Origin of the sequence: Methylobacter marinus A45 (assembly GCF_000383855.1) — a bacterium.
GTDB lineage: Bacteria > Pseudomonadota > Gammaproteobacteria > Methylococcales > Methylomonadaceae > Methylobacter > Methylobacter marinus.
Genome location: NZ_KB912877.1, coordinates 2536899 through 2558598, shown reverse-complemented (window position 1 = coordinate 2558598; position 21700 = coordinate 2536899). Strand labels below are relative to the sequence as shown.

Sequence of the window (21700 nt, the reverse complement as noted above, 5' to 3'; positions counted from 1 at the left end):
TGAATAAATAAAGCATTGGCTACAGATGCAGCCCTTTCTCGCCGCGCGAAATGCCGGTCGGACCGGAACGCACGACTTCTATAATACCGTCCGAATCAATGGCGGCGACGAATGCGTCCAGCTTATCCGAGGTGCCGGTCATTTCAACGACATAAGTCGTTGGCGTCACGTCGATGATGCGGCCACGAAAAATATTGGCCAGGCTTCTGACCTCCTCGCGCGTCTCGTCGCTGGTTTTCACTTTCACCATCATCAGTTCGCGCTCGATATGCACGGATTCGGCCAAATCGATCAGCTTGACCACATCAATCAGCTTATTGAGTTGTTTGGTGATCTGTTCGATAACGTCTTCATTGCCACGGGTGACCAATGTCATTCTGGATAGGCTGGGGTCTTCCGTCGGCGCCACAGTCAACGACTCGATGTTGTAACCGCGTGCTGAGAACAAACCGGCCACGCGCGATAATGCGCCCGCCTCATTTTCCATCAGTATCGAAATAATATGTCTCATTATGCCAGTTCCCTGTCTGTCGGTGTTCCCGGTGCTACTCTCAGCTTCATATCGTGATGGCCCTTGCCGGCCTCGATCATCGGATAAACGTTCTCGGTTCTATCGGTCATGATGTCCAAGAACACCGTACGGTCTTTCAATGCAAAGGCTTCTTCCAGCGCCGGCCGCACTTCTTCCGGCTTATCGATGCGCATGCCGATATGACCATAGGCCTCGGCCAGTTTCACGAAATCGGGAATCGTATCCATATAGGAATGCGAATAGCGGCTTTCATAGGAGAATTCCTGCCATTGCCGCACCATACCCATATAGCGGTTGTTCAGGTTAACGATTTTGACCGGCGTATTGTACTGCAGCGCCGTCGATAATTCCTGAATACACATCTGGATGCTGGCCTCGCCGGTGACACACGCGACATTGGCGTCGGGATGAGCCAGTTTGACGCCGATCGCCGCCGGCAGACCGAATCCCATCGTGCCCAAGCCCCCGGAGTTAATCCAGCGGCGAGGCTTGTCGAAATGATAATACTGGGCGGCGTACATTTGATGCTGCCCCACGTCCGAAGTGATAAAGGCCTCGCCCTTGGTCACGTCATATAATTGCTCGATCACATATTGCGGCTTGATCAGGAGGCTGCTTCTGTCGTAATCCAGGCAGTTAACGGCGCGCCATTTTTCGATCTGGTTCCACCAGTTTTCCAACGCCTTTTTGTTCGGTTTCTTTTTGCCTTCCTTAATCAGCTCGAGCATTTGTTCCAGCACCGGCTTCACATCGCCGACAATGGGTACATCGACTTTAACGGTCTTGGAAATGGAAGCCGGATCGATATCGATATGGATAATCTTGGCGTACGGACAGAACTGGTCGAGTTTACCGGTAACGCGGTCATCGAAGCGTGCGCCGATGGCGATAATCACATCGCTCTCGTGCATGGCCATATTGGCCTCATAGGTGCCGTGCATTCCCAGCATGCCGATGAACTGCTTGTCGGTCGCCGGATACGCACCCAGGCCCATCAGGGTATTGGTGACCGGATAGCCCAGCATGCGGACTAATTCCGTCAGTTCCTCGCTGGCTTCACCCAGCACGACGCCGCCGCCCGCATAAACCATGGGTTTCTCGGCCTCTAACAATAACTCCACGGCTCTTTTTATTTGGCCCTTATGTCCGGCTGTAGCCGGGTTGTAGGAGCGCATCGTCACTTTTTTGGGATATTTATACGGCACCTTGATTCTTGGATCAGTGATGTCCTTGGGCACATCGATGACCACCGGTCCGGGACGCCCCGTCGTCGCCACATAAAACGCTTTCTTTATGGTTTCCGCCAGTTTGGTCACATCCTTGACCAGAAAATTATGTTTCACGCAAGGCCGGGTTATGCCGACCATGTCGACTTCCTGGAACGCGTCGCTGCCGATCACCGGCGAGGACACCTGACCGGAAATGACAACCATCGGAATCGAGTCCAGATAAGCCGTGGCGATGCCGGTGACGGCGTTGGTCGCGCCCGGTCCGGAAGTCACCAGCACCACGCCGGGCTTTCCGGTTGCACGGGCATAGCCGTCGGCGGCATGCGTAGCCGCCTGTTCATGCCGGACCAGAATATGTTTGACGTCATCCTGCTGGAAAATCGCATCATATAAATGCAATACCGCCCCGCCGGGATAGCCAAAAATATATTCCACGCCTTCGTCTTTAAGACTCTGAATTACGATTTGTGCGCCGTTTAGCTCCACGCTAATGCCCTCAATAATCTGGTTATGACTCTCGGTTCAAGTCGATTTTATTCCGTTTTTCAAAATTCAAGCCCGATGTCACCGGCATTATTTTGAAAAAAGGTGAATAAACTACTGATATTGTCTTTTTTCGTCAAGCTATTCTCGACTATTTTACTAGGTTCCTGACGGAATTGTAATTTTGATCTTTAACGCATTGTTTAATGCTTGTCTAGTAGATAACAATCCATTATTGTTCTAAATATCACGCACTCACATAAGGAATCAATAAAATGTCAATAAAAAATGCTTTCTATGCCCAATCCGGGGGAGTCACGTCTGTCATTAACGCCAGCGCTTGCGGAGTCTTGCAAACCGCCCGGCAACATCCCGACAAAATAGGCACGGTTTATGCCGGGCACAATGGCATTATCGGCGCCTTAAAGGAAGAGCTGATTGATACCGGCCTTGAATCCGATGCCGCCATTGCGGCTTTAAGGCATACGCCGGCCGGAGCGTTCGGCTCCTGCCGTTATAAATTAAAAAGCCTGGAACAAAACAAGGCCGAATACGCGCGCCTGATCGAAGTCTTTAAAACGCATAATATCGGCTACTTTTTCTATAACGGCGGCGGTGATTCCCAGGACACTGCATATAAAGTGTCACAATTGGGCGACCAGATGGGCTATCCGATCATCTGTGTCGGCGTGCCTAAAACGGTGGACAACGACTTACCCATTACCGACACCTGCCCGGGTTTCGGCTCTGTCGCCAAATACATAGCCGTTTCCATGCGCGAGGCCAGTTTCGACGTGGAATCCATGTGCCTTACATCCACCAAGGTGTTCGTGCTGGAAGTCATGGGACGACATGCCGGCTGGATCGCCGCCGCGGGCGGGCTGGCGGCCAACGATGATAAAGACATCCCGCTGGTAATTTTGTTCCCCGAAGTGCAATTTGATCAGGCCAGGTTTCTGGCCAAGGTTGACGAAAAAGTCAAAAAATACGGCTATTGCTCGGTTGTGGTATCGGAAGGCGTAAAAGGCGCTGATGGCAAGTTCCTGGCCGAGGCAGGCGGCACCGATGCCTTCGGCCATGCGCAATTAGGCGGTGCCGCGCCGGTAGTCGCCAATATTGTCAAAGATGCATTGGGTTACAAATATCACTGGGCTGTCGCCGATTATCTGCAAAGAGCGGCTCGCCATATTGCCTCGAAAACCGACGTGGATCAGGCTTATGCCATGGGCAAGGCTGCCGTGGAACTGGCCATCTCCGGCAAATCGGCCGTTATGCCCACTATCGTCAGAACGTCCGACGCGCCTTATCAATGGCACGTAGGCCATGCCGACCTGAAGGATGTCGCCAATGTTGAAAAAATGATGCCGGCCGAGTTCATTTCAGATGACGGCTTTGGCATTACCGAAGCCTGCCGCCGTTATCTGCAACCATTAATCATGGGCGAGGATTATCCGCCTTATAAAAACGGTTTGCCGGATTATGTCACGATGAAAAAACAGATGATTGCTAAGAAACTGCCTGAGTTTTCCGTCTAGACTATCCGGCGCTCTTCAACATAATTGAAGAGTTCGAACATAAGCCCACGCTGATGACCGCGGAACGCCGGCGTTCCGCGGTCATCCATCAAGGACGGACCATGCCAAACATTATTCTGCCCACCTTGTCGCCTGCCCAATGGTGCAGTCTTTTTGTCCTGTTCGCTGCCGCCAGCGCTATTTTATACAGTCTGATTTCGATCAAATGGATCAAAAAACAACCTGCCGGCAACGAACGCATGCAGGCTATCGCCCAGGCGATCCAGCAAGGCGCTCAGGCTTACCTGGCCAGGCAGTATAAAGTGATAGCCCTGGTCGGGATCCTGATCTTATTACTGCTCGGTATTCTATTGAATTGGGAAACCGCCGGCGGTTTTGCCGTCGGTGCGCTGTTTTCGGCACTGGCCGGCTTCATGGGCATGCATATTTCGGTTCGCGCCAATGTCCGTACCGCACAAGCCGCCTATGCGGGCACGGCTCATGCATTTCTGATCGCCTTCCGGGGCGGCTCCATTACCGGCATGTTAGTCGCGGGCCTGGGGCTTCTGGCAGCAAGCGGCTATTATATCACCTTGCAACAACTGGGCACGCCGGAACCACTGCACGCCATGATAGGCGTCGCTTTCGGCGCATCGCTGATCGCCATTTTCGCACGCCTTGGCGGCGGAATATTTACCAAAGGCGCCGACGTAGGCGCCGATATCGTCGGCAAGGTGGAAGCCGGCATACCCGAGGATGACCCCAGGAATCCGGCCGTGATCGCCGATAATGTCGGCGATAATGTCGGCGACTGCGCCGGCATGGCGGCCGATTTATTCGAATCCTATACCGTATCGCTGATTGGCACGATGTTATTGGCCAGCCTGCTGGTGCCCGGCGATAATGAAAACATCATCATTTATCCCCTGGTGCTGGGCGGCATTTCAATCCTGACCGCCATTATCGGCATTCTCTTCGTCAGAATTGGCCGCCGCGGCGATATCATGGGCGCTTTATATAAGGGCGTCATGGTATCGGTGGCGCTGTCCTTCCTGCTGTTTTATCTACTCACCGAACGGTTGCTCGGCGATACATTGATTATCAGTGCGCAAATCATTCCTTCCATTAACCTGTTTTATTCGACCATTATCGGTCTAGGCTTAATGGCTGCCCTGATGGTCATCACCGAATACTACACCTCCAGCCAGTATGGGCCGGTCAGGCAAATTGCACTGGCATCGACCACCGGGGCCGGCACCAATGTCATTGCCGGCCTAAGCCTGTCCATGAAAGCCACCGCCGTACCGGTTATCCTGATTTGCGCCGCCATGTGGGGTGCTTACCACTTGGCGGGAGTATTCGGCATCGCTATTGCCGCGACCGGCATGTTGTCGTTAACGGGTATCATTGTGGCCATGGACGCCTATGGCCCGATTACCGACAATGCCGGCGGTATTGCCGAAATGGCAAAAATGCCAGAGGAAATCCGCCGAATCACCGATCCCCTCGATGCCGTGGGCAATACCACCAAAGCCGTTACCAAAGGTTATGCGATGGGTTCGGCGGGCCTTGCGGCGCTGGTGCTGTTTTCCGATTTCACCAACAAACTCGGCGGCATTATTTTCGATCTGTCGGATCATCGGGTCATTATCGGCCTGCTGCTCGGCGCGCTGATTCCTTACTTGTTCAGCGCCCTGGCCATGGAAGCGGTCGGTAAGGCTGCCAGCGACATCGTCAACGAAGTGCGCCGCCAGTTCAAGGAAATCCCCGGCATTATGGATTACACGGCCAAGCCCGATTATTCAAAGGCGGTCGATATGCTGACGATTTCCGCGATCAGAAAAATGGTTGCACCGTCCCTGCTGCCGGTGTCCATACCGGCCATCGTCGGCTTCACGTTAGGTAAGGAAGCTTTAGGCGGTGTGCTGATCGGCACGATCATTACCGGCCTGTTTGTCGCCATCTCCATGACTATCGGCGGCGGTGCCTGGGACAATGCCAAAAAATATGTTGAGGAAGGTCATTATGGCGGCAAAGGTTCCGATACGCATAAAGCCTCGGTTACCGGCGATACCGTAGGCGATCCGTACAAGGATACTGCCGGCCCTTCCGTCAATATTATTATCAAGATGGTCAACAGCGTAGCCTTGCTGGTCGTGCCGTTGCTGGACAAATTTTAGGCCGGGAACTTACGGGGCAGTAAACTCGACCTCGTAACCGGTGAATTTGCGAATATTGATCACGCCCGTATCGAGCATCAGGTACTGGCCTTTGATGCCGTGCAGAACGCCTGCGACTTCCGGTTGCTTATCGAAATTGAAGGACTTGACTTTTACCGGGTAATTATCCACCGGGTAATGAATCGCCACCACTTGTTCATGCGTTAGCACTTCAATCGCCTGCTGACCGAAGCGCTCGGCGATGTTGGCCAATTCCGCTTTGCACACGGCAATCAGTTCATCGCGTTTGGCCGCCAGGTCGACAGGTTCCGCATGATTTTTCAGCATTTGCTGCCAACTGGTCTTGTCGCTGACATATCGGGCAATAGCCACCTCGATCAAGCCGGAAATATAGCGTGACTGCACTTTAAAAATCGGCAAGGCCTGGACAGCGCCCTGGTCGATCCAACGCGTCGGTATCTGGTTCTGCCGGGTGATGCCTACTTTGATGCCGGAGGAATTGGCCAGATATACGATATGGGGCTGGAAACAGAATTCGTCCGCCCAGGCAGGTTCCCTGCAGGTGCCGGCTTCATAATGGCAGGTTTCCGGCTTCATGATACACATGTCGCACTGCGCCAGTGTAGTAAAACAGGGATAGCAATAGCCCTGACTAAAACTTTTCTTGGTTTGCCTGCCGCAATGCACGCAATAAATCCTGCCGGTGTAGGTGAGTTTAAGCGGCTTACCGATTAGCGGATTTAAGGCGACCGTCTGATCCGACAATGGCAACTCATATTGAACCGGGTTGTCCAATTGAGTACACATTTTTCTTAATTGTCCCTGCATGCGGGTATTCCTCTAAATAAAGCTTATCACAGCTGATATAATGTCACGATTTGACAATCTACTAAAGAGGACATGCATGTCATTGATGAAAGTCTCGTCTGGAAAAGATATTCCAAACGATATTAATGTTGTAATTGAAATACCCGCTTTCAGCGACCCGGTTAAATACGAAATCGACAAGGATACCGGCGCGCTGATGGTCGACCGCTTCATGGGCACTTCAATGCAGTACCCAACCAATTACGGCTATATTCCGCACACTCTTTCAGATGATGGCGATCCGGTTGATGTTCTGGTGATTACGCCTGCGCCGCTGTTAAGCGGTTGTGTGGTGCGCTGCCGGCCTATTGGCGTCCTGAAAATGACGGATGAAGCCGGGGCGGATGCCAAAGTATTGGCCGTGCCGCTGGAAAAATTGACCCCGTTCTATAATCGCGTCAAAAGCTATGAAGACATTCCTGAAGATAAACTGGCTAAAATCGCGCATTTCTTTGAACACTACAAGGACCTGGAAGAGGGCAAATGGGTAAAAATCGAAGGCTGGTTCAGCCTGGAACATGCCCAGGAAGAAATCATGTCAAGCATAAAACGATATAACTCGACTGTAGAGAAACCACTCTTCTAAGCGGCGCACACGCCATATGCTATTTATAAGGGGGCACCAACAATGCCCCCCACACTGCTCCCTCTCATTCGCGCTTATAACCATCGGTATTCTTCTCCACCCAGCGCTGATCCTCCGAAAGTAACGCTTCCTTTTTCCAGAAAGGCGCTTTCGACTTTAACGCTTCCATAATATACCGGCTGGCATCGAATGCATCGCCACGGTGTGAAGCCCAGACCACCACCAGCACAATCGGCTCATTCGGCAAAATTTCTCCCACGCGATGCACGACCAGCGCATCAATGACCGACCACTGACGCCGCGCTTCAGCAATGATTTTTTCCAGCTGCTTTTCGGTCATGCCCGGATAATGCTCAAGATGCATGGATTTGACATCATCGCCTTCGTTGAAATCGCGCATGGTGCCGATAAAAACGTTGGTCGCGCCGAATTTACCGGCCATCTGCCTTGCCGCATTTTGATACGCCTGAACTTCCTGCCAGGGATCGAAGCCTTGCGCATAAATTTTCACTGCCATGGTCAGCCTCCGGTTACCGGCGGAAAAAAAGCCACCTCATCGCCGTCCCTGACGACACTGTTCCAGTCGACATATTCCATATTGACCGCCGCCAGCAGATTATCCGGCGCCGGCTTGCCGACATTGGCACGACACCATATATCCTTGACGGTGACCGGGCCTGTAAACTCAAGATCGTCTTCCGAACGGCCCAGGCTTTCTTTCAAACTGGCGAAATAACGCACTTTAATTGACATAGTCATTCACGCGGTCATAAAAAAGATAGATAATAATAAATTGAACCCCGCCCCAGCAAAATCGCACAGTTTGCCTGCGGCGGCATTCCTTTATCGGTAATTTTACAAGAATTGTGACTGAACTAACCCATTTTAATCAGTCCGGCGAAGCCCATATGGTCGATGTCGGTGATAAAGCGATCACCCAGCGCACAGCCATCACTGAAGGCTATATTGAAATGCGGCCGGAAACACTCAAGCTGATCATCGAAGGCGGGCATAAAAAAGGCGATGTGCTGACCATAGCCAGAATTGCCGGCATCATGGCCAGCAAGAAAACCGCCGATTTGATTCCGCTCTGCCATCCCTTGCCCATCACTCACGTGGAAATCAGCCTGACCGCGGAAATCGACAACAACCGCGTACGCTGCCAGACCACGGTAAAAACCAATGGCCAGACCGGTGTGGAAATGGAGGCGCTCAACGCCACGCAGATCGCCTTGCTGACCATCTATGATATGTGCAAGGCCGTGGATCGGGGCATGGTGATTCAATCCGTACAGTTACTGGAAAAAGACGGCGGTAAATCGGGACACTGGCAGCGCCAATAGCTGACCGGAATGTTCCCATTATGAATTATTTTTCGGATGCCTTTTCAGCCGCTATCGGACTCGTTTTCCAATTTGATCCGGATGTTTACGAAATCGTCTGGACATCTTTAAAAATATCGCTGATCGCGACTTCCTTCGCCTCGCTGCTTGGCGTACTGCTGGGTATATGGACCGCCATCAGTCACTTTCCGGGCAAACACGTGCTGCAGCATCTGTTGAATACTCTGATGGCCATGCCGACGGTGATGATCGGTCTGATTTTTTACGGCTTGCTCAGCCGCAGGGGGCCTTTGGGGGAATTCGGTTTACTGTACACGGAAACCGCCGTCATCTTGGGTCAAGCGTGCCTGATCCTGCCTATCATCATGAATATGACGCTAGTAGCCGTACAATCGGCCGATAACCGACTCATGTTCACACTGAAAATGCTGGGCGCGAAGTCCTACCAGCAAATTGTCCCGATTTTAAGTGAGCTGCGCTATGTCATACTGGCCGGCATTATTACCGGGTTCGGCCGTGCCATTGGCGAAGTCGGTGCCGCCATGATGCTGGGTGGCAACATTCAGGGCTCGACCCGAACCATGACCACGGCCATCGCGCTGGAAACCAGCAAAGGCGATTTCGAACTGGGCCTGGCGCTAGGTCTCCTGCTGCTGCTGATCGCCTTTACCGTCAACCTGATGCTGCAACTGCTGAAAAGCAAGACCTGAAGGTCCATCTACCAACTAAAACTCCTTAAAAATCAGTAATTGTTTACAGGAGTTCAGCGGGCGCCTTAGCTTTCATTGATTATTTATATCCCTGATATTGCGAATCCGTTGCCTGTTTAAAGATGACTGAACGTCTTTTGTTACTTGTGCTTTTTGAATCCGCCCAGCGCTTTAAAGAGCTTTCCGACCTTGCGCCTTTCGGCGCTTTGAGGAGCTAAAGCCTCATCACGATGAATCTGGCTCAGCCACGCCTCATATTCCTGGCGTGTTTCCTCCAGTTTGCGGCGAATTCTATTCCGGTGTTCGCTGGAAATTTCAAGCCGGATAAAATCACTGTCCTGTCTAAGCATGAATCGGGCGACTTCATCCAGCAGATCGTCATCAATTTGCTCAGGCGCAAAACTCTTTTTATACACGCCAAAGTTTTCGTGATTATTGATGAGTATCTTTATGTTCGAGGCAACATAATCCACTTCAAATTTGAATCTGACCGGAATCTTGCGGGTCACGATAAAACTGGCATTTTGCACCGCGCCCACACCTTGAAAATACTTCCATTCAAAAGGCACCTTATGCGCGCTTAGGAAAGCGACCTCCTGCTCTATCAGACTTTTTCCCTGCAAGTTATAGCTAAATGCCCCTTCGCTCAGGCAAAAAAAACTCACATTGATTTGCATGAGCTTACCAGGATCTACATAGCCGATAATGCCATCCGTGTTTATTTTGTAATCTGTTTGAATCAGGCGACCGAGCTGGGGGTATTTAGAGCTGTAGTCATCAACGAAAATAGACTGTTCAAGATAAGTTAAATGTTGGACCATCTCCTTCATGAATACAAAGATGCTTTGCATTTTGGGAAGGATGGCGTCTTTATATCTCGCCGCTAATTCTTGTTCAATATGCTGTTGGCCTAGCTCATCATCTTGTTTTCCGTGTACCTGTCCTCTTAATTGCTCAAGAACCCCCATAACCGCTCCTTTAGCGTTTATTTAGTGTATGGGCATAAATATACCGTGGATTGCCCATCAAATCTGCGATCCACGGCACTTTAAGCCTTTAAATTTTATGATAAATAGCCGCACCTTCTTCCACAAATTGCTTGGACTTCTCATCCATCCCTTTTATCAATGCCTCTTCCTCGGCAATGCCTTTTTCAGCCGCGTAATCACGCACATCCTGACTGATTTTCATCGAACAGAAATGCGGGCCGCACATCGAGCAGAAATGCGCGATTTTAGCCGACTCCTTAGGCAGGGTTTCATCATGGAATTCGCGCGCCCGCTCAGGGTCCAGGCCGATGTTGAACTGATCTTCCCAGCGGAATTCGAAGCGCGCCTTGGACATGGCGTTATCGCGCGCCTGCGCGCCAGGATGGCCTTTGGCGAGATCGGCGGCATGCGCGGCGATTTTATAGGTCACGATACCTTCACGTACGTCTTGTTTATTAGGCAACCCCAAGTGCTCTTTCTGAGTGACATAACAGAGCATCGCACAGCCGTACCAGCCGATATTGGCGGCACCGATAGCCGAGGTAATATGGTCATAACCGGGCGCGATATCGGTCGTCAACGGGCCTAAGGTATAGAAAGGCGCCTCGCCGCATTCTTCGAGTTGTTTGTCCATATTGACTTTAATCATATGTAAGGGTACATGCCCCGGTCCTTCAATCATGGTTTGCACATCATGTTTCCAGGCAATTTTAGTCAATTCTCCCAAAGTTTCCAGTTCGCCGAATTGCGCGGCATCGTTGGCGTCATAAATTGACCCCGGACGCAGCCCATCCCCTAATGAGAACGACACATCATAAGCCTTCATGATTTCGCAGATTTCTTCGAAATGCGTGTACAGGAAGCTTTCCGTGTGATGCGCCAGACACCATTTCGCCATGATGGAGCCGCCGCGCGAGACAATGCCGGTCATTCTCTTGGCCGTCAACGGCACATGTTGCAAACGCACGCCGGCGTGGATCGTGAAGTAGTCGACGCCCTGCTCGGCCTGTTCGATCAATGTGTCGCGGAAGATTTCCCAAGTCAGTTCCTCGGCCTTGCCGTTGACTTTTTCCAGCGCCTGATAGATGGGCACGGTGCCGATAGGGACGGGCGAGTTGCGTAAAATCCATTCTCGGGTTTCATGAATGTTCTTTCCGGTCGATAAATCCATGATCGTATCGCCGCCCCAGCGTATGCCCCAGAGCATTTTCTCAACCTCTTCATCGATAGACGATGTGACCGCCGAATTGCCGAGGTTGCCGTTGATTTTGACCAGGAAGTTGCGGCCGATAATCATCGGCTCCAACTCGGGATGATTGATATTGGCTGGAATAATGGCACGGCCACGCGCGACTTCGGAGCGTACAAATTCAGGCGTAATGACGGCTGGAATCGATGCGCCGAAAGAATCGCCCGGATGCTGGTCTTTCCATAATTCACGCATTTCCTCCATTTTCTGGTTTTCCCGTATCGCGATGAATTCCATTTCCGGTGTGATGATTCCCTGCTGGGCATAATGCATTTGTGTGACGTTAGCGCCGGCTTTGGCGCGGCGCGGCTTGCGAATATGTTCAAAGCGCAAATCAGCGGTTTCGGGATCTTCCAGGCGCTGACGCCCGAATTCTGAGCTCGGGCCAGGCAGTTCTTCGGTATCGTTACGCTCTTCAATCCAGGCTGCGCGAATGGCACTCAGGCCTTTTTTTAAATCGACTTCAACATCGGGGTCGGTATAAACGCCAGAGGTGTCATAGACGTATAATGGGGGATTTTTTTCCGCGCCGAATTGGACCGGTGTATCGGACAGGGTGATCTTGCGCATCGGAACGCGTATATCAGGCCGACTGCCTTGAACGTAGATTTTTTCCGATGCCGGATAGGAATCAATTTTGACACTGCTGGCGGCAGTGGACGTAAGATCTTTAAGAACAGCGCTCATGCTTATCTCCAAAATTCAATAAAACAAGACGCAGGGAAGTGTGGGCTTTCCTACGCCGGTATTAACCGGAGTCAGGTTCAAAGGGTTTCTCTCAGCCTCAAGATACATCTCGAAGCACCCCTAGCCTTTACGGATATTGCGCTAAATTAAATGAAAATGACCTACATTGCAAGTCAGCGCTATATAACCACCACCATAAACACCTTATAAATCAAAAGGTTTTATTAAAGCACCACTATTCAAAATCTTCCTTATCATTTATTAAATCAGCACTTCCCTCTGCCTTAAGATAAAATGCGCGGCAATTGGTGATAATTCAAAGGGGGAAATACGTGGACTTAAACAATATCAACCAGATCGAACATGCCGGCTTATCCACTCGCAAGGAAATATTGCGGGTCGGCTTCGCACTGGTTTTCATGATCGCGGTCATGCTGTATGTAGGCAATTCCACCGAGCCTGTGGCCCAGCATTACCTGTTGATCATAGCCGCCGTGATTGGCGGATATATGGCTTTAAATATCGGCGCGAATGATGTGGCTAACAATGTCGGCCCGGCGGTCGGTTCGCAAGCCTTAACGATGACCGGCGCAATCATTATCGCCGCCATCTTCGAGGCGGCCGGCGCGCTCATCGCCGGCGGCGATGTGGTCGGCACCATTAAATCCAGCATCATTGACCCGTCCATGCTCAAGGATGCGGATACGTTTATCTGGCTGATGATGGCGGCTCTGCTGGCCGGCGCCCTCTGGCTTAACCTCGCGACCGCCCTTAATGCCCCCGTTTCAACGACGCACTCGATCGTCGGCGCGGTATTGGGCGCGGGTATTGCCGCAGGCGGCTTGGATATCGCCAACTGGCCAGTGCTGGGAGAAATTGTCGCCAGCTGGGTTATTTCACCGGTACTTGGCGGCATCATCGCCGCGGGCTTCCTGTATTTCATCAAGCGCACCATTACCTATCAGGAAGACATGGTACGAGCCGCCACCAAAATAGTGCCACTGCTTATTGCTTTCATGGTCTGGGTTTTCTCCACTTATCTAATCATGAAAGGCCTTAAACATCTCTGGAAAATCGAGTTTCTGCCGGCCAGCGCTATCGGCTTGGCTCTAGCCGTGGCGGCTTATCTGGCAGTCAAACCGATGATCAGCAAAATCGCGTTAACCATGGATCAGTCTAAAGCCAACATTAACAAGCTGTTTACGTTACCAATGGTATTTTCGGCCGCGCTGCTCAGTTTTGCGCATGGCGCCAACGACGTTGCCAATGCCGTAGGTCCATTGGCGGCAATAAACGATGCCATATTCAGCGGCGGCGTTGCTCCCAAAGCCTCTATTCCGGTCTGGGTCATGATGGTCGGCGCTATTGGCATTTCCATCGGTCTGGCTTTGTACGGCCCTAAACTGATCCGCACAGTCGGCAGCGAAATCACCGAACTCGATAAAATGCGCGCCTTCTGTATAGCCATGTCGGCGGCCTTTACGGTCATCATTGCCAGCCAGATGGGCTTACCGGTCAGTTCGACTCATACCGCTGTAGGCGCCGTATTCGGCGTAGGCTTTCTACGCGAATACCTAAAACACAGCGATGCCAAAAGAATAGAAGAGATTAAAGCGCATCACGAACATGACAATCCGGAAACAGTGGATGAGTTCCTGAGAAACTTCAAGAAAGCGTCTATTGAAAAGAAAGGGCAGATGCTGAAAGAACTGAAGCAGGCACGAGAAGCGGCGCCGCTGACAAAAAAAGAGCGCAAAAGCCTTAAAAAGGTCTATCGCAAACAACTGGTCAAGCGATCGCACCTCTATAAGATTGCGGCAGCCTGGATTATCACAGTGCCCTCATCAGCCATACTGGCCAGCCTGTTGTTTTTCACTATCAGAGGCATGATGCTGCCTTAGGAACGGGAATGAAATAAGACCCGCAATTGAGGCAGGATTTCTGTTCCTATTCAAGGCGCGCAAACAGGCGCATAGCAAGCTATGTAACTGTTTGCGCAAAGCTTCCGCTCCTGCTCACGCTCCTTACCTACATCCCTGTAGGCAACGCCGAAGAGGGACAGAAAGACAAGTCAGTTGCGGGAGTTATAAAATTCCCGTTCCTTAGCTCGATGACCTAAATCATAATATCCAGCCAAAGCATCAAAGACCGGGTGAACGGTCGATCATTGCCGCCGTTCACCCGGAAACAGCCCATCAACATCCAGATACGAACAAGGAAATTAATAACGCCAGAAAAATGATTTTTTCCAGCAGCAGTGTTAGAATTTCTCAACTAATGACCAACCAGATTTAACGGATGTCGACAGACCCTCAAACAACGCCTTACCGCCCCCCTGCCCTGGAATTTAAGAGCAGTACTTTTTCCGTACCCGTTTTAATCCTGTTCGATAATGACATGGTAATTATCGAGCAACAGCTCCAGGAAAAAGTACGTCAGGCACCTGAATTTTTCAAAAACTCCCCACTGGTATTTGATTTGCAGGAACTGAACAAGCAGGAGCGCGAGGTTGATATTGCCGAACTGACGAAAATCATTCGCAAGCTTAATCTATTGCCGATTGGCATACGCGGCGGCACCGCGCAACAGAACCAACAGGCAATAACCCAGGGCATTCCCGTCCATTCCATTCATAGCGGTAGCACGTCGACGCCGGCGCCGGCGCCTGCGGAAACAGTAAAGCCGAAAAAAATCACTCCGAAACCGGACCCCAAGACAGAGCCTGCAATCAGTACGTTGATTACTCAGCCTATCCGTTCCGGCCAACGCCTTTATGCCGAGGGAGATTTGATCGTTCTGGCCCAAGTCAGTGCCGGCGCCGAAATTCTGGCCGAAGGCAATATTCATGTGTATGGAACGTTAAGGGGGCGGGCTTTGGCTGGCGTGCAGGGCAATCAGGAAGCGCGTATCTTCTGCTCCGATTTGCAAGCTGAACTCATCTCGATTGCCGGCACTTACAAAATCAGCGAGGATCTGGATGAGTCCGTCCGCGGCAAGCCCGTCCAGATCTACTTACAAAACGAAAATTTGATCATTCAAGATCTTTAATTAATTAATACCGCTAACTTGGAGGAATAACCCTTGGCAAGAATCATCGTCGTAACGTCCGGTAAAGGTGGTGTTGGCAAAACAACAACGAGCGCCGCCATTTCCATGGGGCTTGCAAAAAAAGGCTACAAAACGGCCGTCATTGATTTTGACGTAGGCTTGCGTAATCTGGATTTGGTGATGGGCTGCGAACGTCGTGTTGTTTATGACTTTATCAACGTCATCAATGGCGAAGCCAACCTTAATCAGGCGTTGATTCGCGACAAACATTGCGAGCAGCTTTATATTCTGCCCGCCTCGCAAACGCGCGACAAGGATGCCTTAAGTGTTGAAGGCGTGGGCAAAATCCTGGAAGAACTATCCAAGGAATTTCAATACATCGTCTGCGATTCTCCGGCCGGCATTGAAAAAGGCGCTCATTTGGCGATGTATTTTGCCGACGACGCTTTTGTCGTAACCAACCCGGAAGTGTCTTCGGTTAGAGACTCAGATCGTATGCTAGGCCTTTTGTCGAGTAAATCGCGCCGGGCAGAACAAAACGAAGAACCGATCAAAGAATACCTGTTGCTGTCCCGTTATTCACCGGATCGGGTAAAATTAGGCGAAATGCTCAGTGTAAAAGACGTTCAGGAAATTTTATCATTGCATTTACTGGGCGTGATTCCGGAATCAAAATCGGTATTGAATGCATCGAACTCAGGCATTCCTGTTATTCTGGACCAGAAAAGCGATGCCGGCCAGGCCTATGCCGACATTGTTGCTCGCTACCTGGGCGAGGAAAAACCCCATCGTTTTATTGATGAGAAAAAAGGTATTTTCGGGAAGCTTTTCGGGGGTAAATAATGAGTTTACTCGATTATTTTAGAGTCACTAAAGCCAGTTCGGCATCGGTGGCAAAAGAAAGACTGCAGATTCTGGTGGCTCATGAGCGCTCCTCCAGAAGCCAGCCCTCCTATCTTCCCCAGTTACAAAAAGAGTTACTGGAAGTCATACGAAAATACGTTAACGTAGGGCAAGATGCCATTTCAGTTAATTTTGAACAGGATGATGATCAGGAAATACTTGAATTAAATATCGTCTTGCCTGATCATCAGGCTAAGAAGTCTTAATTTTCAACCCATTAAATAATAAGGTGATCTATATGTCTAAAACGATTGGCGAGGCTGCCGGCAAAATCTGGCATTATTTGGATAAAAACGGACCGGCTAGCGTATCTAAAGTAACCTCTGAAACAGGGATTAATAAAAATGACATTCAACGCGCCATCGGCTGGCTGGCTAAGGAAGACAAGCTATCCATCGAAATGAAAGGCCGCGCTGAAACATTATCATTGAAATAAAACACAGACAAAACAAAAGGCTAAAGTTAAAAAACCACTACTTTAGCCTTGCCATGATTTCATATCAGAAACAGAGTCGCTAATCCCAGGAAAGCCATGAAACCGATAACATCGGTTACCGTGGTTAATAACACGCCACCCGCCAGGGCCGGATCTATTCCCATCTTCTGCAGTATTAACGGAATGCTGGCACCGGCCAATGCGGCGCAAACCAGATTGATGAGCATGGCACAGCCCAGCAATAACCCGAGACCGGCGCTTTGGAACCAAATACCCGCTATGCAGGCCACGACAACGGCCCATAAGGCGCCGTTCACAATACCGACCGAGATTTCCTTTTTAAACAGTCTCACGGCATTGATGCTGCTAATCTGCCGCAACGCCAACCCACGGATCACCAGTGTCAATGTTTGGCTTCCGGCAATGCCGCCCATACTGGCAACGATAGGCATCAATACCGCCAATGCCACAATCCGGTCTAAAGTTGCCTCGAATAAACCGATAACCCAGGATGCCAGGAAAGCCGTCAGCAGGTTAACGCCCAGCCAGACCGCCCGCCGTTTGGCGCTGGTTACTACCGGCGCGAACATATCCAGTTCCTCATCCAGCCCCGCCATGCTCATCAGCGAGTGATCAGCCTCCTCGCGAATAACATCGACGATATCGTCGACAGTGATTCTTCCCAACAACTTGCCGTCTTCGGCAACGACCGGCGCGGATATCATATCGCGCTGCTCAAACAATAAAGCGACCTCCCCGGCCGGCATCTGGTAGGGGATACCGCTCATACTGAAATCCATCACGTCCGACACCATGACATGAGGATTTGTAGTCAATAATACCGCTAAAGGCAAAACACCCTGAAAATGATCATTCCGATCGACAACGATCAAATTGTCCGTCGCCCTGGGCATGGTTCCGCGCTTTCTTAAATAACGCAGCACAACATCCAGCGACACATCGGCCCGCACCGTCAGGACGTCAAGACTCATCAAACCGCCTGCCGTATGATCGTCATACGATAAAGCCGATTCCAGACGCAGCCTTTCCTGAATGCCGATCGAGTCCGTCACCTTGGAGAGTAGCGGCTCGGGAAGCGTATGCAGCAAATCGATCAGGTCATCCGATTCCAGACTTTCCACTGCGGCAGTCAAGTCTTTCCAGTCGGTAATCGCCATGAGCCCGCTCGCCACCTCGACATGCAGGTTCACCAGGATTTCCCCCATAATTTCCGGCGGAATGACTTTCCAGATTGTTTTTCTGTCTCCGGGCCCCAGCGATTCAATTAAAAGCGCTATTTCCGCAGGATATAATTCTTTAATGAACTGCCTGATGTCATACAACGATCCCTTACCCAGCAGTTCTATCATTCGTTTAAGAAGAAGTTCGTTATTGTCTTGTTGTGCAGTACCTGACATAGAAGAAATATCCATACGAACCGGCATAGCAGATCATTGCCATGCCAATTCCAGTTAATTGAGTGCGGAAAAAAGACTAATGCAGTTCTCTATGGCGAACAATTACGTTCAGAGACAAATTTTTAAACTGCTGGGCCAGGGAGTCAACCAAATATACCGATCGATGCTGACCGCCTGTGCATCCTATTGCGACGGTCAAATAGCTGCGCCCTTCGGCTTCAAAGCGAGGAATCCAACGTTGAAGAAAATCAGTAATATCCTGAAAAAACTCGGCGACTAAAGGTTGTTCTTTAAGAAAATCCGCCACCGGCAGATCCTTTCCGGTTAAACCGCGCAATTCCGGAATCCAGTGGGGATTTGGCAGAGTACGGGCATCGAATACAAAATCGGCATCCAACGGCACCCCATGCTTAAAGCCAAATGATTGAAACTGCAAGGCGATATGCCGGGCATCCCGTTCCCCGATCTGATCCTTGATCAATTCCCGCAACTGATGGTAATGCGTTCGACTGGTATCGATCACGACATTGGCATGCCGGGCAATCGGGGTCAGCATTTCCCGTTCGATTTTCAGCGCTTCTTTTAGCGGAATATTGAAGTCCGTTAATGGATGGCGCCGACGGGTTTCGCTATACCGTTTCAATAACGTCGATTCTTCAGCCTGCATAAACATGATTTCGCAATCGATCCCTTTACTGCGAATTAAACCCAGACAATCCGAAAAATTGAGCAGGCTTTCGGTCTGGTTTCTGGCATCAATGCCAATCGCCGTCTTTTTATAGGTTTTTTTATCGACCAGCATGACGTGGCTGATAAAATCCTCCAGCAAAGTTACCGGCAGATTATCTATACAATAGTAACCGCAATCCTCCAGCGTTTCTAACGCGATACTTTTACCGGAACCGGAGAGGCCGCTGACGATTAATAGCTTCATAATAACAGGCGCAAGATTAAAGTTTCATTTAGCCTTGCGCCTCCCCACCTTATCTGTGGCTTCCGACTTTTTCTTTATGCTTGATAATTTGGCGGTCCAGTTTGTCTACCAGATTATCAATGGCGGCGTACATATCTTCCTGGTGATCTTCGGCAAACAATTTAGCACCGCTGAGCTGCAAGGTTGCTTCGGCTTTTTGGACTAATTTTTCTACACTTAAAATAACATGTACATCAGTGACATTATCAAAATGACGAGCCAGTTTTTCAAATTTGCTGTCAACGTGTGCTTTTAACGCATCAGTTACTTCAAGATGATGGCCGGTTACACTAACTTGCATGAATAAACTCCTAAGGATGAATGATTGGTTTGTTGGTATCAGTTAGCGTCATAAGATACGCTTTCTCTGACTGGATGATGAAATAAACATCGCTTCGCGATACTTGGCAACAGTCCTTCTCGCTACATTGATGCCTTTTTCTTTTAATAAATCGGATATTTTACTATCACTTAACGGTCTTGCTGGATTTTCATTTCCGATTAATTCTTTAATAAAGGCTCTGATGGCCGTTGCCGAACACTCTCCACCGCCTTCCGTCGAGACATGACTGGAAAAGAAGTACTTGAATTCGACGATACCATTCGGCGTATGCATGTATTTCTGCGTGGTCACGCGCGATATGGTGGACTCATGCAACTCCAGCTCCTCGGCAATATCCCTGAGTACCATGGGTTTCATGGCTATGGGACCATGTTCAAGGAATGCCGGCTGCTTTGCCACGATGCAGCGCGCCACGCGCAACAAGGTGTCGTTACGGCTGTGCAGGCTCTTGATGAACCAGCGGGCTTCCTGCAGGTGGTCTTTCATCGAAGCATTGTCCTTGCTGTTATCAGACCTTTTGATCAGCGCCGAATAAAAAGGGTTTATGCGCAGCTTGGGTGCGATATCCGGATTAAGATGCACTTGCCAGGTGCCGTCTTGTTTGGTCACGTAGACATCGGGGATCACATATTCGGAACCGCTATCCTGTATACGCGCGCCGGGCTTGGGATCCAAAGTCCGGATCAATGCAATAATCGACTCCAGTTGTCGCTCCGTGACGCCTAGTCGACGCATCAGTTTGGCCTGGTCATGATTGGCCAACAAATCCAGATAGCGACAGACAAGCGCCAGCGCTTCTTTTTTGTAAGGCGTTGAATCCGGCAACTGTTGCAATTGTATTGCCAGGCAGTCACTTAAATCAATCGCGGCAACGCCTGCCGGATCAAAATTCTGCACCCGGTGCAGTACCGCTTTAACCTCATCGCAGTCGAGATCATCCAACTGGGACTGTAACCCCTGGAATATATCATCGAGACTGTTTCTTAGATAACCGTCTTCATTAACGGAATCGATAATGGCGATGGCGATGGCGTGATCACGCTCGGAGAACCGGGTCAGTTCCAATTGCCATAACAAATGATCCAACAAGGTTGAAGACTTGCTGCGCTGGGTTTCGAATTCAACCGTATCAGCGGAATTAGTGCCCGCCGCCATGACATTTTCATAAATATCATCCCATGAAGAATCTATCGGCAGTTCATCCGGAATATCGGTTTGCGATCCTTCGCTGGTCACCGAATCAGAATTATCAATTTTCTTTTCGGGTGCCATCTCCGTATCCGGCAAAGTGCTTTCCTCTTCACTGATTTCCAGCATCATATTGGATTCCAGTGCCTGCTGTATTTCCTGCTGCAGATCCAGAGTCGACAACTGAAGCAACCTGATCGCCTGCTGCAATTGCGGCGTCATCGTCAGTTGCTGGCCTAGCCGAAGGTGTAAGGATTGTTTCATCGTAATATAATCTTTTGTAAATACTTCAACTTAAAGACTAAAGTTATCGCCTAAATAAACTTTTCGCACTTCCTGATTGGCAACGATGGCTGCCGCTCCGCCTTCCGCAATCACCCTGCCATCGGCAAGTATATACGCTCGATCACAAATACTTAATGTTTCTCTGACATTATGCTCGGTAATTAAGACACCGATGCCACGATATTTCAAATGCTCTATGATCTTTCTGATATCCTCTACCGAGATCGGATCAACACCAGCGAAAGGCTCATCCAGCAATATAAATTGCGGATTGGTGGCCAATGCCCTGGCAATTTCAACGCGCCGCCGTTCGCCGCCGGATAACCCCAGGGCAATCTGATCGCGCAGATGCTGGATATGAAACTCCTGCAACAGTTCCTCAATGACCAACTCGCCCTGCCCTTTGGTCAGATCGGCACGAATCTGTAGTACGGCGCGCAAATTATCCGCCACGCTCAGCTTGCGAAACACGGACGGCTCCTGCGGCAGATAACCGATACCCAATTGCGCTCTTAAGTGCATAGGATGATGGGTTAAGTCGTGCGAGTCCAGGGTAATTTGACCTTCATCGGCTTTAATCAGCCCCACCATCATATAAAAGCTGGTTGTTTTACCGGCCCCGTTAGGTCCCAGCAAACCGACAACTTCACCGGTATTGACATGCAATGACACGCCATTGACCACATTACGTTTATTGTAATTTTTAATCAGTTGTTTTGCAGAGAGTTTAGCCATTT

Annotated in this window: 22 protein-coding genes and 1 riboswitch; of the genes, 10 read left to right on the top strand and 12 right to left on the bottom strand. The window is 50.2% G+C overall.

What is annotated here, in order from left to right; genetic code table 11:
* Positions 1–19: 19 nt before the first annotated feature.
* Both ilvN and METMA_RS0112045 read right to left on the bottom strand, forming a co-directional pair.
* On the bottom strand, positions 20–511 hold the full coding sequence (gene ilvN / locus METMA_RS0112050) for an acetolactate synthase small subunit (protein WP_020159345.1): 492 nt from the start codon (positions 509–511) through the stop codon (positions 20–22).
* Positions 511–2247 carry an acetolactate synthase 3 large subunit gene (locus METMA_RS0112045; protein ID WP_020159344.1) on the bottom strand — a complete coding sequence of 579 codons (1737 nt, stop codon included), beginning with the start codon at positions 2245–2247 and terminating at the stop codon, positions 511–513. Before METMA_RS0112045 ends, ilvN begins: the two co-directional genes overlap by 1 nt.
* 272 nt (positions 2248–2519) lie before the next feature.
* Here METMA_RS0112045 and METMA_RS0112040 point away from each other — a divergent pair, with 272 nt between their 5' ends.
* Both METMA_RS0112040 and METMA_RS0112035 read left to right on the top strand, forming a co-directional pair.
* Complete coding sequence (locus tag METMA_RS0112040; protein WP_020159343.1) at positions 2520–3779, top strand: 6-phosphofructokinase; 1260 nt, start codon at positions 2520–2522, stop codon at positions 3777–3779.
* 101 nt (positions 3780–3880) lie between these two features.
* The gene (locus METMA_RS0112035) at positions 3881–5938 is read left to right on the top strand and encodes a sodium-translocating pyrophosphatase (protein WP_051114400.1); all 2058 of its coding nucleotides are present in this window, start codon (positions 3881–3883) and stop codon (positions 5936–5938) included.
* Positions 5939–5947: 9 nt separating this feature from the next.
* Here METMA_RS0112035 and METMA_RS0112030 read toward each other — a convergent pair whose 3' ends face one another.
* Positions 5948–6745, bottom strand: coding sequence for a DUF2797 domain-containing protein (locus METMA_RS0112030; protein ID WP_020159341.1), 798 nt, complete (start codon positions 6743–6745; stop codon positions 5948–5950).
* Positions 6746–6842: 97 nt separating this feature from the next.
* Between METMA_RS0112030 and ppa the strand changes: the two genes are divergently transcribed.
* Positions 6843–7391 carry an inorganic diphosphatase gene (gene ppa / locus METMA_RS0112025; RefSeq protein ID WP_020159340.1) on the top strand — a complete coding sequence of 183 codons (549 nt, stop codon included), beginning with the start codon at positions 6843–6845 and terminating at the stop codon, positions 7389–7391.
* Between the two features lie 64 nt (positions 7392–7455).
* Here the strand turns inward: ppa and METMA_RS0112020 are convergent, their stop codons facing one another.
* Positions 7456–7908, bottom strand: coding sequence for a molybdenum cofactor biosynthesis protein MoaE (locus METMA_RS0112020; RefSeq protein WP_020159339.1), 453 nt, complete (start codon positions 7906–7908; stop codon positions 7456–7458).
* A gap of 2 nt (positions 7909–7910) precedes the next feature.
* Complete coding sequence (locus METMA_RS0112015; RefSeq protein WP_020159338.1) at positions 7911–8144, bottom strand: MoaD/ThiS family protein; 234 nt, start codon at positions 8142–8144, stop codon at positions 7911–7913.
* A gap of 113 nt (positions 8145–8257) precedes the next feature.
* On the opposite strand from METMA_RS0112015, the gene moaC reads away from it, so the two are divergent.
* Together moaC and METMA_RS0112005 are read left to right on the top strand one after the other, a co-directional pair.
* The gene (moaC, locus tag METMA_RS0112010) at positions 8258–8734 is read left to right on the top strand and encodes a cyclic pyranopterin monophosphate synthase MoaC (RefSeq protein WP_027147273.1); all 477 of its coding nucleotides are present in this window, start codon (positions 8258–8260) and stop codon (positions 8732–8734) included.
* A gap of 20 nt (positions 8735–8754) precedes the next feature.
* Complete coding sequence (locus METMA_RS0112005; RefSeq protein ID WP_020159336.1) at positions 8755–9444, top strand: ABC transporter permease; 690 nt, start codon at positions 8755–8757, stop codon at positions 9442–9444.
* Positions 9445–9584: 140 nt separating this feature from the next.
* Here the strand turns inward: METMA_RS0112005 and METMA_RS0112000 are convergent, their stop codons facing one another.
* Entirely contained in the window at positions 9585–10412 is an 828-nt protein-coding gene (locus METMA_RS0112000) for a hypothetical protein (RefSeq protein WP_020159335.1), read from the bottom strand.
* A gap of 88 nt (positions 10413–10500) precedes the next feature.
* The gene (thiC, locus tag METMA_RS0111995; protein WP_020159334.1) at positions 10501–12369 is read right to left on the bottom strand and encodes a phosphomethylpyrimidine synthase ThiC; all 1869 of its coding nucleotides are present in this window, start codon (positions 12367–12369) and stop codon (positions 10501–10503) included.
* A 30-nt stretch (positions 12370–12399) separates the two neighbouring features.
* Positions 12400–12501, bottom strand: a riboswitch (TPP riboswitch).
* 200 nt (positions 12502–12701) lie between these two features.
* Here thiC and METMA_RS0111990 point away from each other — a divergent pair.
* The 5 genes from METMA_RS0111990 (at position 12702) to METMA_RS0111970 (ending at position 16756) form a co-directional block, all read left to right on the top strand.
* Positions 12702–14270: an inorganic phosphate transporter gene (locus METMA_RS0111990; protein WP_020159333.1), complete on the top strand. Its 1569-nt coding sequence runs from the start codon at positions 12702–12704 to the stop codon at positions 14268–14270.
* 397 nt (positions 14271–14667) lie between these two features.
* Complete coding sequence (gene minC / locus METMA_RS0111985) at positions 14668–15417, top strand: septum site-determining protein MinC (RefSeq protein WP_020159332.1); 750 nt, start codon at positions 14668–14670, stop codon at positions 15415–15417.
* A gap of 33 nt (positions 15418–15450) precedes the next feature.
* Positions 15451–16260 (top strand): septum site-determining protein MinD, encoded by an 810-nt coding sequence (minD, locus tag METMA_RS0111980; RefSeq protein WP_027147272.1) that lies wholly within the window; start codon positions 15451–15453, stop codon positions 16258–16260.
* Positions 16260–16526 carry a cell division topological specificity factor MinE gene (minE, locus tag METMA_RS0111975; RefSeq protein WP_020159330.1) on the top strand — a complete coding sequence of 89 codons (267 nt, stop codon included), beginning with the start codon at positions 16260–16262 and terminating at the stop codon, positions 16524–16526. Before minD ends, minE begins: the two co-directional genes overlap by 1 nt.
* A 32-nt stretch (positions 16527–16558) precedes the next feature.
* Positions 16559–16756, top strand: a complete 198-nt coding sequence (locus METMA_RS0111970) for a winged helix-turn-helix domain-containing protein (protein WP_020159329.1) — start codon at positions 16559–16561, stop codon at positions 16754–16756.
* A gap of 59 nt (positions 16757–16815) precedes the next feature.
* On the opposite strand, the gene mgtE is transcribed toward METMA_RS0111970, so the two are convergent.
* The 5 genes from mgtE to lptB form a co-directional block, all read right to left on the bottom strand.
* Positions 16816–18174, bottom strand: coding sequence for a magnesium transporter (gene mgtE / locus METMA_RS0111965; protein WP_027147271.1), 1359 nt, complete (start codon positions 18172–18174; stop codon positions 16816–16818).
* 76 nt (positions 18175–18250) lie between these two features.
* A complete protein-coding gene (rapZ, locus tag METMA_RS0111960) occupies positions 18251–19108 on the bottom strand; it encodes an RNase adapter RapZ (RefSeq protein WP_020159327.1) in 858 nt (285 codons plus the stop codon).
* 49 nt (positions 19109–19157) lie between these two features.
* Complete coding sequence (gene hpf, locus METMA_RS0111955; RefSeq protein WP_020159326.1) at positions 19158–19448, bottom strand: ribosome hibernation-promoting factor, HPF/YfiA family; 291 nt, start codon at positions 19446–19448, stop codon at positions 19158–19160.
* A gap of 48 nt (positions 19449–19496) precedes the next feature.
* Positions 19497–20942, bottom strand: a complete 1446-nt coding sequence (locus METMA_RS0111950; protein WP_027147270.1) for an RNA polymerase factor sigma-54 — start codon at positions 20940–20942, stop codon at positions 19497–19499.
* A 30-nt stretch (positions 20943–20972) separates the two neighbouring features.
* Complete coding sequence (gene lptB, locus METMA_RS0111945; protein WP_020159324.1) at positions 20973–21698, bottom strand: LPS export ABC transporter ATP-binding protein; 726 nt, start codon at positions 21696–21698, stop codon at positions 20973–20975.
* Between the last annotated feature and the right edge of the window lie 2 nt (positions 21699–21700).